This is a genomic window from Ruegeria sp. BHSC276 (assembly GCF_059612945.1).
This window is the reverse complement of the sequence record NZ_JBXWRP010000001.1, coordinates 163,978-176,268: the sequence shown is the minus strand read 5'-3', so window position 1 is coordinate 176,268 and position 12,291 is coordinate 163,978. Positions and strand designations below refer to the sequence as shown.

The following is a 12,291-nucleotide window of genomic DNA, read 5'->3' as shown; positions in this document are numbered from 1 at the left end:
CGTGATTACTAGCGCTCAAAAGCAGCGTCAACAGGAAAATTTCGCGTTGGCGCAGGAAACATCCTTCCCGGCCCGGAGGCCAGCAAAATGAAGAAACCGAAGTGGGTGATCGAGAAAGAACAGGCGCGCAAAGCGGCGGCGTCCGAAACAGTCTGGCTGTTCGGATTGCACGCCGTGCGCGATGCGCTGATGAACCCCAAGCGGCAGAAACTGCGCCTGATCGTGACCCGCAACGCGCAGGGCAAGCTGGCGGATGCGATCTCGGAGGCCGGGCTAAAGCCCGAGGTCGTCGAACCGCGCAAGTTCACGGCACCAATCGACCCGGGCTCGGTGCATCAGGGCGCGGCGCTTGAGGTCAAGCCGCTGGAATGGGGTGGGCTTGCCGAGAATTGCATCGGGCGCAAAAACCCTCGGGTGCTGCTGCTGGACCGCGTGACCGATCCGCACAATGTGGGCGCGATTCTGCGCTCGGCCGAGGTTCTGGGCGCCAGCGCGGTCATCGGCACACGCCATCACTCGGCGCCGGAAACCGGTGCCCTGGCCAAGACCGCCAGTGGGGCGCTGGAGCGCCAACCTTACCTGCGGGTGCGCAACCTTGCCGACGCGATCGTCGAGTTGCAGAATATGGGGTTCCTGGTTCTGGGCTTGGATGGTGAGGCCGATCAGACCATCGAGGCGGCGCTGGACGGCCGGCGCGATCAGCCCGTGGCCCTCGTGCTGGGGGCCGAGGGGCCGGGGTTGCGGCAAAAGACCAAGGAAACCGTGGATGAACTTGTCAAAATCGATGCGGCGGGCGGTTTTGGTTCGCTGAACGTCTCAAATGCTGCGGCGATTGCCCTATATGCGTCTCAGCCGCACTGAAAGGAGACAGCCATTCCCGCCCCGTCCAAGATTGCCACATGCTGTTACTGCGGCACCCGCGCCGCACTGGTCCTGAAAGGCCGCGAGCGGCATGAGTTGAGCTGTTCCAGTTGCGGCGCCCCGCTGCATGAGCTCAAGATGCTGCCGCGCAAGAAAGCACCGGAACCCGAGCCGCGCAAGACGGACAGCGTAGCAGTGCGGCGCAACGTGCCGATCAAAAACAAGCGCCGAAAAAAGAAAAAAGGCCTGCTGTATCGTGTGCTCGACGAAGCCTGGGATGTTATCGAGGACGTTTTCGATTGAACGCAGCGTGACACGCGGCTTCACAACTGCGTCAAGGGGGTTTCGCGGCGCGAAAAAAGTTGCATCTTGAAGCGCCTATTGCCCTCAAACTGTGACTGCTATGCTGACTCGACGCTCTGTCCTTACCGGTCTTTCCCTAGCCTGCATGGCCCCGACCACGCTGTGGGCGCAAAAGCGACCGGTGTTCTTTGAAACTGCAAGCGGCGCGATGGCGGGCTTTGATACCGTGTCCTATTTCCGGGATGGTCGCCCCGTACGGGGCAAGCCAGACATCGTGGTGATGTGGAAGGGAGCGGCGTGGCATTTTGTTTCTCAAGAGAATCGAGAGGCGTTCGAAAGCAATCCACGGGCCTTCGCTCCGCGGTTTGGCGGCTATTGCGCCTTCGCCATGGCACACGGTCAGCTTAGCAGCACGGACCCGACAGCCTGGAAAATTGTGGACGGGCGCCTGTACCTTACACATTCACCCGAGATCGAGAGGGTATGGGAGGCGAACATGGCGGAATACATCCGCAAGGCCGAAGTGAACTGGCCTGACATCTTGTATCGATGACTGGAGAACGTGCGCCGAGATCAAGCTGTCATCACAAAATTGCGCGCAGCCCCTTTTTTTTTCTCAACTCATGCCTAAATGTCACAGTGACCGCGGAATGGAACTGCCGCGGGTCATTTCACTGTCCCTCGTTCCAACAACTGGCGCTCAAGGTATCCTTGGGCGCTTTTTTCTTTTCCGAGTCACGGCTAGGCTGCAGCCATGACTGACTATTCCGATGACTTCCTCAGATCCGTCCTGAAACGCACCAAGGTGGTAGCGGTCGTTGGCGTGTCGATGAATCCGGTGCGGCCCAGCTATTACGTCGCGCGCTACTTGTCGCTCAAGGGGTACAGGGTGATTCCAGTCAATCCCGGCCATTCCGGAGCCGATCTTTTCGGTGAAACCGTTCGGGCTTCGTTGTCCGAAATCTCGGAGCCTGTTGACATGGTGGACATTTTCCGCAGGTCCGAAGCCGTTCCCCCGATCGTGGACGAGGCATTGGCCACTTTTCCCGACTTGCGCACGATCTGGATGCAGATCGGTGTCGAAAACGCCGAGGCCGCCGCGGTGGCGCAGGCGCGCGGGGTTGATGTGGTGATGAACCGCTGCCCCAAGATCGAATATCAACGCTTGTTCGGAGAGCTGCGTATGGGCGGGTTCGCCACGGGGATCATCTCGTCCAAGCTCTAGCTGCTCAGTTGACCGCCGCCGGTCTCAGCCGGGCCACCTGCTCTTGCCGTCGTTTCTCCAGCACGATGTCGCGCGGGACCCATTCGTACCGCGAGTCCTTGCGCAAGGGCGCCCAGAAAAGAATCCCGCCATAGCGCCAGGGGTCCAGGACGACTCCATCATACATCGAAGTGCCGCGGCGGCTGATGATCGCCGTGCTGTGATCTATTCGGAACGGGTTGTCGGCATTGGCGATCGCGCGGTGGAGGGTCAGCGTGTGAAACTTCTCTTGGTTCAGGCGGCGTTCCATGTCCTCGGCCCAGTGCCAGCACAGCCCGCGCGGCCGCAGCCCCTTGTTGACCTTGGCATTGTGGATCAGCGGCGGATCGGTGATCTGGTATTCCTGCGCCAGCTGCGCGGTGTAGGCGTAGGCGATTCGAGCCGCGCGCTGGGCCTCTTCGGGGTCCACCTCGGGCCCCAGCGCCCGGATCTGGGCTGCCAGACGCGCGACATCGTCGCTGCGGGCGGGCGGCGCGGACGTGCATGCGCCCAGCCCCAGAATGGCCAGCATCGTCATTGTCCAGATCATGGGTTTGAACATGCCTGCGTCCCTTGTCGACCCTGCGCCCGACGGGCGCTTCGGTCAACCAGTATAGGGCGCGGACGCTATTGGTGAAAGCCGGGTGTCAGCCCCGGTCGCGTGCGGCCTTTTCGGCGATGCCGCTGGTGCCTTGCCGCCTGGCAAGCTCGGCCAGAACGTCTTCCAGCGCCACGTCGCGCGCGGCCAGCATGACCAGCAGGTGATACAGCACGTCGGCGGCCTCGGATGTCAGCCGGTCGCGGTCGCCCTTCACGGCTTCGATGATCGCCTCCACGGCTTCCTCGCCGAACTTCTCGGCGCATTTCTCGGGGCCTTTGGACAGCAGCTTGGCGGTCCAACTGGATTCGGGGTCCGCGCCCTTGCGGGATGCGATCGTGGCGGCCAGATCATCCAGTATGCTCATGTCAGCCTCATGGGGATACCCGCAGCGGCCATGTGTTCCTTGGCCTCGCGGATCGTGTATTCGCCGAAATGGAAGATCGACGCCGCAAGCACCGCGCTGGCCCCACCTTCGGTCACGCCTTCGACCAAGTGGTCCAGATTACCCACGCCGCCCGAGGCGATCACCGGCACGTCGACCGCGTCCGAGATCGCGCGGGTGAGGGGAATGTTGAACCCCGCCTTGGTGCCGTCGCGGTCCATCGATGTCAGCAGAATTTCGCCAGCGCCCTTGGCGACGACGGTTTTGGCAAATTCGACGGCGTCGATGCCGGTAGGTTTGCGCCCGCCGTGGGTGAAGATCTCCCATTTGCCGGGGCTGACGGTTTTGGCGTCGATGGCGCAGACGATGCACTGGCTGCCGAACTGGTCGGCAGCTTCGGCGATCACGTCGGGGTTGGACACGGCGGCCGAGTTGAAGCTGACCTTGTCGGCCCCCGCCAGCAGCAGCGCGCGCACGTCATCCTTGGTACGCACGCCTCCACCCACTGTCAGCGGTACGAAGCACTGCTCGGCCGTGCGCTGAACCACGTCGAACATGGTGCCGCGGTTTTCGTGGGTGGCGTGGATGTCAAGAAAGCAGATCTCGTCAGCGCCGGCGGCGTCATAGGCCTTGGCCGATTCCACCGGATCGCCCGCGTCGCGCAGGCCCACGAAGTTCACGCCTTTGACTACGCGGCCATCGGCGACATCCAGACAGGGAATGATGCGGGTTTTCAGCATGGGGTGGTTATAGCCCTGGGGATTCTGTCGGCGCAATTTGTTTTGGCGGGGCAGAGGGCTGTCGGCCCCCTCTTGGCCTGCGGCCAATTCACCCCGAGGATATTTCGGGCCAGAGTAAGCGGTCAGTCGCGCAATGCTGCCAGCGCTTGGCGCAGATCCAGCGCTCCGTCATAAAGCGCGCGACCTGAAATCGCGCCGTTCAAGTTTGCGCCGCAGTCGCGCAGGGCGATCAGGTCGTCCAGCGAACTGACCCCACCGCTGGCGATCACCGGGATCGAGACTGCCCGGGCCAGTTCGGCCGTGGCCTCGACATTGGGGCCTTGCATCGCGCCGTCGCGGTTGATGTCGGTGTAGATGATCGCCGCCACGCCCGCGTCTTCAAAGCTGCGCGCCAGGTCGGTCACCATCACGTCGGTTTCCTCGGCCCAGCCCTTGGTGGCGACGCGTCCGTTGCGTGCGTCGATGCCGACGGCGACCTGGCCGGGAAAGGCCTTGGCCGCCTGACGGACCAGATCGGGGTTTTCCACCGCAACCGTGCCCAGAATCACCCGGGCCAGCCCTTTGTCCAGCCAGGTCTCGATCGTGGCCATGTCGCGGATGCCGCCGCCCAGCTGGGCCGGTACCTCGCAGGACTTCAGGATCGCCTCGACCGGGGCGGCGTTCACGGGTTCCCCGGCGAAAGCGCCATTCAGGTCCACCAGATGCAGCCATTCACAGCCGGCTTCGACAAACGCGCGGGCCTGGGCGGCGGGGTCCTCGTTGAAGACTGTGGCCTTATCCATCTCGCCGCGCAGAAGGCGCACGGCCTGGCCGTCTTTCAGGTCGATTGCGGGGTAGAGGATCATGTCGGGCGGCCTTCTCGTGACTGGTACTGGCGCGGGATATGGCACAGGCGGGGCAGGGGATGCAACGCGACGCAAAGTCAATCTTGCCGGAACGGGTGCCGGCGGTCAGACTGCCTGCAAAACAGGGAGGACACCATGAACAAACTTGCTCTGGCCGCTGCTGCGGCGCTGGTCACCATGGCCACTGGCGCACGTGCCGATGACCCGGTCGACGGGCTTTGGAAAACCCAGCCGGGGGATACCGGCGGATATCTGCACGTTTCGATCAGCCCTTGCGGCAGCGCCGTTTGCGGCATCATCGACAGCGCGTTCGACAAGGACGGAAACCAGCAGCTGGATTATGAGAACCTGGGCAAGAACATCATCTGGGACATGGTCGCGGATGGCGGAGGCAGCTACAGCGGCGGCAAGATCTGGGCACCGGACCGGGACAAGACCTACAACTCCAAGATGTCGCTGGACGGTCAGAACAAGCTGACGGTCAAGGGTTGCGTTGCGGGCGGCCTGATCTGTCGCGGCCAGGCCTGGACCCGCGTGCAGTAACCGGTCAGGGGGCCCAAGTCAGGAAGTTTCCGATCATCCTCAGGCCCACATCCTGGCTTTTTTCAGGGTGAAACTGCATCCCGATCATCGTGTCGCGGCCGATTACGGCCGTGACCGGCCCGCCATAGTCCACATGGGCCAGACGCTGCGCCGGATTGGCGACGCGGAAATGGTAGGAGTGGACGAAATAGACGTGATCGCCTGAGTTGACGCCGTCGAACACCGGGTGCTCGCTCTCGATCACCAGATCGTTCCACCCCATATGCGGAACTTTAAGCGCTCGGTCCGTGGGCTCGATCCGCACCACGTCTCCGGTCACCCAATTCAGGCCTGGCGTGTCGGTATATTCGCGGCCCGTGGTCGCCATCAGCTGCATGCCGACGCAGATACCTAGGAATGGGCGGCCTTTCTGCTCGACCGCTTCGACCATCGCATCGTGGATGCCCTTGTGCCCGCGCAGCTCGGCCGCGCAGGCGGGAAAGGCGCCGTCGCCGGGCAGCACCAGCCGATCGGCGCGCGCCACCACATCGGCGTCCGAAGTCACGACGACCTCGCCCGCGTCCAGCTCGCGCGCCATGCGTTGAAACGCCTTTTCCGCCGAGTGCAGGTTGCCGCTTTCGTAGTCGATGATCGCGGTCAGCATCTAGAGCGCGCCTTTGGTGGATGGAATCGCATCCCCTTTGCGCGGATCGGTCTCGACCGCTTGGCGCAGGGCGCGGGCGACGGCCTTGAACGCCGCCTCGGCGATGTGGTGACTGTTGAACCCGTGCAACTGGTCGATATGCAGGGTGATGCCGCCATGGGTGGCCAGCGCCTGAAAGAACTCGCGCACCAACTCGGTGTCGAAACTGCCGATCTTGGGTGTCGGCAGGTCCACGTTCCAAACCAGAAACGGTCGGCCCGACAGGTCCAGCGCGCAGCGCACCTGCGCGTCATCCATCGGCAGGTGGCACTCGCCATACCGCCGGATGCCTTTCTTGTCCCCCAGCGCCTGCGTCAGCGCCTGACCCAGCGCGATGCCGGTGTCTTCGACGGTGTGGTGGTCGTCGATGTGATAGTCGCCCTTGGCCCGGATCGTCATGTCGATCAGGGAATGCCGCGCCAACTGGTCCAGCATGTGATCGAAGAACCCCACGCCGGTCTGGTTGTCATAGGTGCCGGTGCCGTCGAGGTTGACCTCGACCGAAATCGCGGTCTCGGCGGTCTTGCGTCTGATCGAAGCTGTGCGCATTGGCGAAATCCTCTTGCTACAGGGGCGCTTATAGACGGGGACGGGCGGGGGATTCCAGTCAGATCGTTTCGGTCGCGGCCAACTGTTGCAAGGGATTGCACCCGGCTGCCCGGCGTGCCAGCTTGCGCGCAAGGAAACAAACAAGGTCATTGCAAATGTCCACCTGCGTCTTCATCCAGATCCGCTGCAAACCCGGCACCACCTACAAGGTCGCCGAAGAAATCGCGCTGCGCGAGATTCATTCGGAGCTGTATTCGACCAGCGGAGAATGGGACTTGCTGCTCAAGCTCTACATCCCCAAGGACCAGGACGTGGGGCATTTCATCAACGAACGGCTGCTGGACATTCCCAACATCGAACGGTCGCTGACCACGATGACGTTCAAGGCGTTCTGACAACGCACACCGATCCGGCCGATATGCGGCTGGGTCGGACCCGACTTTGTGTTCGGAAAAAGCTGACATCTGGAGCGGGCGATGAGATTCGAACTCACGACCCTTACCTTGGCAAGGTAATGCTCTACCCCTGAGCTACGCCCGCAAACAGATATCTTGTATGACCTTTCGGTCCTCGTTGGAGCGGGCGATGAGATTCGAACTCACGACCCTTACCTTGGCAAGGTAATGCTCTACCCCTGAGCTACGCCCGCGCCGTCGAGTGAGGCGTGAACTATAAATTCTGGCGGAAAGCTGCAAGAGGAAAAACGCACGAAAACCGAAAAAATTTTCCGACGGAACAGCGCCGCGCGGCCGTTCAAAACCTGAAACACCCGGCTGAGACGATAGTGGAGGCGAAATGAGGGGCAGGGTCGAGAATTTGAAGCTTGTGGCCTTGGCAGGCGCAATCCTGCTGGCGTTGATGGCCGGTCAGCCGGACAAACACCGCCAAGAGCACAGGGAGTCAATGGTTGTGATGCAAGTCCGGACACTGGCGTCCAACGGCTGACAGGGTTTCGTCGTCAGACTTTTGCCACTTTCTAAATTTAGTGTATTCGTTAATCTCTATTTGTCTGCAATCCGTGTCGTGATGCGTTCGTCCCGGATAGCTCGGAAGGAGTTAGTGATGCACAGGATTTCTTCAATTTCGCGGGTCGTGGCGACATCGATATTGCTGGCCGGGGCGGTCGGCTTCGTTGCGGTTGTGGCCACGCCTGACATTGCGATTGCCAAGAACGGAAATGGCAACGGCAACGGTGGGGGCAAAGGCGGCGGCAACGATGGCGGCAAGGGCAAAGGAGCCGACAAGGCCGGCGACCGCGGAAGCGCCAAGAGCGGCAATTCCGGGCGCAGCAACGCAAGCAAAGGCAAATCGGGTCAGGGCAAAGGTTTCTTGTCCGGATTGGGGCTGTCCAAGCCCAAAACCGAGCGCAAGTCAGCCAAATCGAATAACCGCAGCACCGGGCAGAACGGGTTCGTGGCGAAACTGGACAACCTGTTCAAAGGGAAAAAGAAGGCCGAGACACCGGTCCGGAAGGCAAGAGTCGCGCCCGTGACTACGGTGGTGGAAGAACCCTATGTCAAACCCAGCAAACACGGCAAGATCGCGTCCGAACTCAAGGGATTGAATGCTGCTCATGCCAGCCAGACGGCTTTGATGAACGCGGCCCCGAACAGCATGCCGGGCAAGCTTTACAGCTATCAGCAGAGCATACTCGGTTTCTCTGGCGCGGCCGAGGATCTTGAACAGCGCGAACGGGAATTGGCCGACCTGCAAGGCTTGACCGACTCCGAGATCGAAGACCAGTTCGCGCCGACCGAGGAAGAAGCCGCCGAAGGCATCACCGCGCAGGAAAAGTATGAAGCCGCCGTGGCCGAGGCCGAACAGGCCGTGACCGAGGCCGAAGACGCGCTGGCCGAGGCTGATGATCCGCGAGAGGCGCTGGACACGCTGACCGGCGGCCGCGACCTGTCGGATCCGGCGTTGCATGAACTGCACGACCTGTTGGGCCTGCCGGCGCCGATCGAGCAGGACGACGAGGTTTCGATCGACGACACGCCGGACCAGTTGCCGCAACAGCCCGCCGCGGAAACCAGCGACGGCTGAACGGGTAGAAACGAAAAAAAGGCGCGCCGTGGGGCGCGCCTTTTTTGTGACGATACTGGTCACTCCAGTTCGATCAGCAGGTCCTTGGCGTCGATCTGGCCGCCGGGCTGGACATGCACCGCCTTCACGGTGGCGTCGCGCTCGGCATGGATGCCGGTTTCCATTTTCATCGCCTCGATGGTCAGCAGAAGGTCGCCTTCCTTGACTTCCTGGCCTGCGGTCACGGCCACGGTCGACACCACGCCCGGCATTGGTGCGCCGACATGGTTGGCGTTGCCCGGCTCGGCCTTGGGCCGCTGAATGGTCGAGGCCTGGACCATCCGGTTGGGCACCCGGATCACGCGGGGCTGACCGTTCAGTTCGAAGAACACCTTCACCTCACCCTTTTCGTCGGTCTCGCTGATCGCCTGGCACCGGATTTCCAGCGTCTTGCCGGGGTCGATCTCGGCCGAGATCTCCTCGCCCGGCTCCATGCCGTAGAAGAATGTCTTGGTCGGCAGGGTGCGCACCGGGCCATAGATCCGGTGACGGCCCATGTAGTCCAGGAACACCTTGGGATACATGAGGTATCCGTTCAGGTCCTCGTCATCGACCTCCTTGCCCTCCAGCAGTTTCGATAGCTCGGCGCGGGTGGCCTCCAGATCGATCGGCGGCAGATGTTTGCCGGGGCGTTCGGTATTGGGTTTTTCACCCTTCAACACCTTCTTGACGATCTTCTCCGGGAAGCCGCCCGGCGGCTGGCCCAGGTTCCCGCGCATCATGTCGATGACCGAGTCGGGGAAGGCGACATCGACATCGGGGTCTTCGACCTGCTCTCGGGTCAGGCCCTGGCTGACCATCATCAGTGCCATATCGCCCACCACTTTCGAGGACGGCGTCACCTTGACGATGTCGCCGAACATCTGGTTCACGTCCGCATACATCTGCGCCACCTCGTGCCAGCGTTCCTCCAGCCCCATCGAGCGCGCCTGCGCCTTGAGGTTGGTGAACTGGCCGCCCGGCATCTCGTGCAGATAGACCTCGGAGGCGGGGGCCTGCAGTCCGGATTCGAAGGCCGCGTATTGGCCGCGCACCGCCTCGAAATAATCGCTGATCTCGCGGATCGCCTTGATGTCCAGCCCGGTGTCGCGGTCGGTGTGGCGCAGGGCCTCGACCACGGTGCCCAGCGTCGCCTGGCTGGTATTGCCTGAGAAGCTGTCCATCGCGCAGTCCACCACGTCCACGCCCGCCTCGCTGGCCGCCAGGATAGTGGCGCTGGCGATGCCGGCGGTGTCGTGGGTGTGGAAATGGATCGGCAGGCCGACCTCTTCTTTCAGTGCGCGGATCAGAACCCGCGCGGCGGCGGGTTTCAAGAGACCGGCCATGTCTTTAAGGCCCAGAACATGGGCACCGGCATCGCGCAGTTCCTTGGCCATGCCGACATAGTATTTCAGGTCATACTTGGCGCGGTTCGGATCAAGTATATCGCCGGTATAGCAGACGGTGCCTTCGCAGATCTTGCCGTTCTCGATCACCGCGTCCATCGCCACGCGCATGTTCTCGACCCAGTTCAGAGAGTCGAACACGCGGAACACGTCGATATTCTTGGCGGCCTGGCGCACGAACTCCTGCACCACGTTGTCGGGATAATTGGTATAGCCCACCCCATTGGCGCCGCGCAGCAGCATCTGGGTCATCAGGTTGGGCATGGCCTCGCGAAGGTCGCGCAGGCGCTGCCACGGGCATTCCTGCAAAAAGCGATAAGCCACGTCGAACGTTGCCCCGCCCCAGCATTCGACAGAGAACAGCTGCGGCAGGTTCGCGGCATAGCTGGGTGCCACGCGGATCATGTCGATCGAGCGCATGCGGGTGGCCAGAAGCGACTGGTGCCCGTCGCGCATGGTGGTGTCGGTGATCAGCAACTGGCGCTGGGCCTTCATCCAGTCGGCCACGGCCTGCGGGCCTTTCTGTTCCAGCAGGTTGCGTGTGCCCATCAGCGGTTCGGCCTTGGGCGCGGGGGGCTTCGGTTCTTTCAGGTCGGCACGCGGGCGCGGGCGATCCTTGGTCTCGGGATGCCCGTTGACCGTGATGTCGGCGATATAGGTCAGAACCTTGGTGCCCCGGTCGCGGCGCTTCTTGAACTGGAACAGCTCGGGCGTCTCGTCGATGAACTTGGTGGTGTATTCGTTCGACAGGAAGGTCGGATGCTTCAGCAGGTTCTCGACGAAGGCGATATTGGTGGAAACACCGCGCACGCGGAACTCGCGCAGGGCGCGGTCCATGCGGGCGATCGCCTTTTCGGGCGTGGGCGCCCAGGCGGTGACCTTGGTTAGCAGCGAGTCGTAATACCGCGTGATCACCCCGCCGGCATAGGCCGTGCCGCCATCCAGCCGGATGCCCATGCCCGTGGCCGAGCGATAGGCCGTGATGCGTCCATAGTCGGGGATGAAGTTGTTGAGCGGATCCTCGGTGGTCACACGGGTCTGCAGCGCGTGGCCGTTGAGGCGAATCTCGTCCTGGCTGGCCTTGCCGGTGGCCTCGGCCAAGGTCTTGCCCTCGGCGATCAGGATCTGCGCCTGCACGATGTCGATGCCGGTGACCTCTTCGGTCACGGTGTGTTCGACCTGGACGCGGGGGTTCACCTCGATGAAGTAGAACTTGCCGGTCTCCATATCCATCAGGAATTCGACCGTACCGGCGCATTCATAGTTCACATGCGCGCAGATGCGGCGGCCCAGGTCGCACAGCTCGACGCGTTGTTCTTCGGTCAGATACGGGGCAGGGGCGCGTTCCACGACCTTCTGGTTGCGGCGCTGGACCGAGCAGTCGCGTTCATACAGGTGATAGATCTGCCCGTGCTTGTCGCCCAGGATCTGCACCTCGACATGGCGGGCGCGAGTGATCATCTTTTCCAGATAGCCCTCACCATTGCCGAACGCGGCCTCGGCCTCGCGGCGGCCTTCCAGAACCTTCTCCTCCAACTCGTCTTCGGAATAGATCGGGCGCATCCCGCGGCCGCCGCCGCCCCACGACGCCTTGAGCATCAGCGGATAGCCGATCTCGGCCGCTTCCTTGCGGATCGCGTCCATGTCGTCGCCCAGAACCTCGGTGGCCGGGATCACCGGCACGCCGGCGGCAATCGCTACCTTGCGGGCGCTGGCCTTGTCGCCCAGGGCGCGCATGGTTTCAGCTTTGGGGCCAATGAAGGTGATGCCGTTTTGCACGCAGGCATCCACGAAATCGGGGTTTTCCGACAGCAGGCCATAGCCCGGGTGGATGGCGTCAGCGCCGCTTTCCTTGGCGACGCGGATGATCTCGTCGATCGACAGATAGGCCGCGACCGGGCCCAGACCCTCGCCGATGCGATACGCCTCGTCCGCCTTGAACCGGTGCAGGCCCAGCTTGTCCTCCTCGGCATAGACGGCAACGGTGCGTTTGCCCATCTCGTTCGCGGCGCGCATTACGCGAATGGCAATCTCACCCCTGTTGGCGATCAGGATTTTCTTGAAGTCAGTCATGG

14 protein-coding genes and 2 tRNA genes are annotated in these 12,291 nt (G+C 62.5%); 7 read left to right on the top strand and 9 right to left on the bottom strand.

Annotated elements, in window-relative coordinates; genetic code table 11:
- Positions 1–87: 87 nt before the first annotated feature.
- From rlmB to AC2FMD_RS00855, 4 genes are all read left to right on the top strand, one after another.
- Positions 88–861 carry a 23S rRNA (guanosine(2251)-2'-O)-methyltransferase RlmB gene (gene rlmB, locus AC2FMD_RS00870; RefSeq protein WP_496794552.1) on the top strand — a complete coding sequence of 258 codons (774 nt, stop codon included), beginning with the start codon at positions 88–90 and terminating at the stop codon, positions 859–861.
- A gap of 12 nt (positions 862–873) precedes the next feature.
- A complete protein-coding gene (locus tag AC2FMD_RS00865; protein WP_496678949.1) occupies positions 874–1,164 on the top strand; it encodes a hypothetical protein in 291 nt (96 codons plus the stop codon).
- A 145-nt stretch (positions 1,165–1,309) separates the two neighbouring features.
- Positions 1,310–1,717 (top strand): YHS domain-containing (seleno)protein, encoded by a 408-nt coding sequence (locus AC2FMD_RS00860; protein ID WP_496678798.1) that lies wholly within the window; start codon positions 1,310–1,312, stop codon positions 1,715–1,717.
- A 201-nt stretch (positions 1,718–1,918) separates the two neighbouring features.
- The gene (locus AC2FMD_RS00855) at positions 1,919–2,389 is read left to right on the top strand and encodes a CoA-binding protein (RefSeq protein WP_496740994.1); all 471 of its coding nucleotides are present in this window, start codon (positions 1,919–1,921) and stop codon (positions 2,387–2,389) included.
- A gap of 4 nt (positions 2,390–2,393) precedes the next feature.
- Here AC2FMD_RS00855 and AC2FMD_RS00850 read toward each other — a convergent pair whose 3' ends face one another.
- From AC2FMD_RS00850 to hisA, 4 genes are all read right to left on the bottom strand, one after another.
- Positions 2,394–2,969: a hypothetical protein gene (locus AC2FMD_RS00850; protein ID WP_496678800.1), complete on the bottom strand. Its 576-nt coding sequence runs from the start codon at positions 2,967–2,969 to the stop codon at positions 2,394–2,396.
- An 85-nt stretch (positions 2,970–3,054) separates the two neighbouring features.
- Positions 3,055–3,372, bottom strand: a complete 318-nt coding sequence (locus tag AC2FMD_RS00845) for a phosphoribosyl-ATP diphosphatase (RefSeq protein ID WP_496678801.1) — start codon at positions 3,370–3,372, stop codon at positions 3,055–3,057.
- On the bottom strand, positions 3,369–4,130 hold the full coding sequence (gene hisF, locus AC2FMD_RS00840) for an imidazole glycerol phosphate synthase subunit HisF (RefSeq protein WP_496678803.1): 762 nt from the start codon (positions 4,128–4,130) through the stop codon (positions 3,369–3,371). Before hisF ends, AC2FMD_RS00845 begins: the two co-directional genes overlap by 4 nt.
- Positions 4,131–4,252: 122 nt before the next feature.
- The gene (hisA, locus tag AC2FMD_RS00835) at positions 4,253–4,975 is read right to left on the bottom strand and encodes a 1-(5-phosphoribosyl)-5-[(5-phosphoribosylamino)methylideneamino]imidazole-4-carboxamide isomerase (protein ID WP_496711507.1); all 723 of its coding nucleotides are present in this window, start codon (positions 4,973–4,975) and stop codon (positions 4,253–4,255) included.
- Between the two features lie 135 nt (positions 4,976–5,110).
- Here hisA and AC2FMD_RS00830 point away from each other — a divergent pair, with 135 nt between their 5' ends.
- Positions 5,111–5,518, top strand: a complete 408-nt coding sequence (locus AC2FMD_RS00830) for a DUF2147 domain-containing protein (protein ID WP_496678805.1) — start codon at positions 5,111–5,113, stop codon at positions 5,516–5,518.
- A 4-nt stretch (positions 5,519–5,522) separates the two neighbouring features.
- Here the strand turns inward: AC2FMD_RS00830 and hisH are convergent, their stop codons facing one another.
- Entirely contained in the window at positions 5,523–6,161 is a 639-nt protein-coding gene (gene hisH / locus AC2FMD_RS00825) for an imidazole glycerol phosphate synthase subunit HisH (RefSeq protein WP_496685963.1), read from the bottom strand.
- Positions 6,162–6,749, bottom strand: coding sequence for an imidazoleglycerol-phosphate dehydratase HisB (gene hisB, locus AC2FMD_RS00820; RefSeq protein WP_496740982.1), 588 nt, complete (start codon positions 6,747–6,749; stop codon positions 6,162–6,164).
- A 155-nt stretch (positions 6,750–6,904) separates the two neighbouring features.
- Between hisB and AC2FMD_RS00815 the strand changes: the two genes are divergently transcribed.
- Complete coding sequence (locus AC2FMD_RS00815) at positions 6,905–7,144, top strand: Lrp/AsnC ligand binding domain-containing protein (protein ID WP_149774720.1); 240 nt, start codon at positions 6,905–6,907, stop codon at positions 7,142–7,144.
- 70 nt (positions 7,145–7,214) lie between these two features.
- On the opposite strand, the gene AC2FMD_RS00810 is transcribed toward AC2FMD_RS00815, so the two are convergent.
- Positions 7,215–7,289: transfer RNA gene (locus AC2FMD_RS00810), tRNA-Gly, on the bottom strand.
- Positions 7,290–7,323: 34 nt separating this feature from the next.
- Positions 7,324–7,398 (bottom strand) — tRNA-Gly (locus tag AC2FMD_RS00805).
- A gap of 413 nt (positions 7,399–7,811) precedes the next feature.
- Here AC2FMD_RS00805 and AC2FMD_RS00800 point away from each other — a divergent pair.
- The gene (locus AC2FMD_RS00800) at positions 7,812–8,792 is read left to right on the top strand and encodes a hypothetical protein (protein ID WP_496794551.1); all 981 of its coding nucleotides are present in this window, start codon (positions 7,812–7,814) and stop codon (positions 8,790–8,792) included.
- Between the two features lie 59 nt (positions 8,793–8,851).
- On the opposite strand, the gene AC2FMD_RS00795 is transcribed toward AC2FMD_RS00800, so the two are convergent.
- Complete coding sequence (locus AC2FMD_RS00795; RefSeq protein WP_496685972.1) at positions 8,852–12,289, bottom strand: pyruvate carboxylase; 3,438 nt, start codon at positions 12,287–12,289, stop codon at positions 8,852–8,854.
- Between the last annotated feature and the right edge of the window lie 2 nt (positions 12,290–12,291).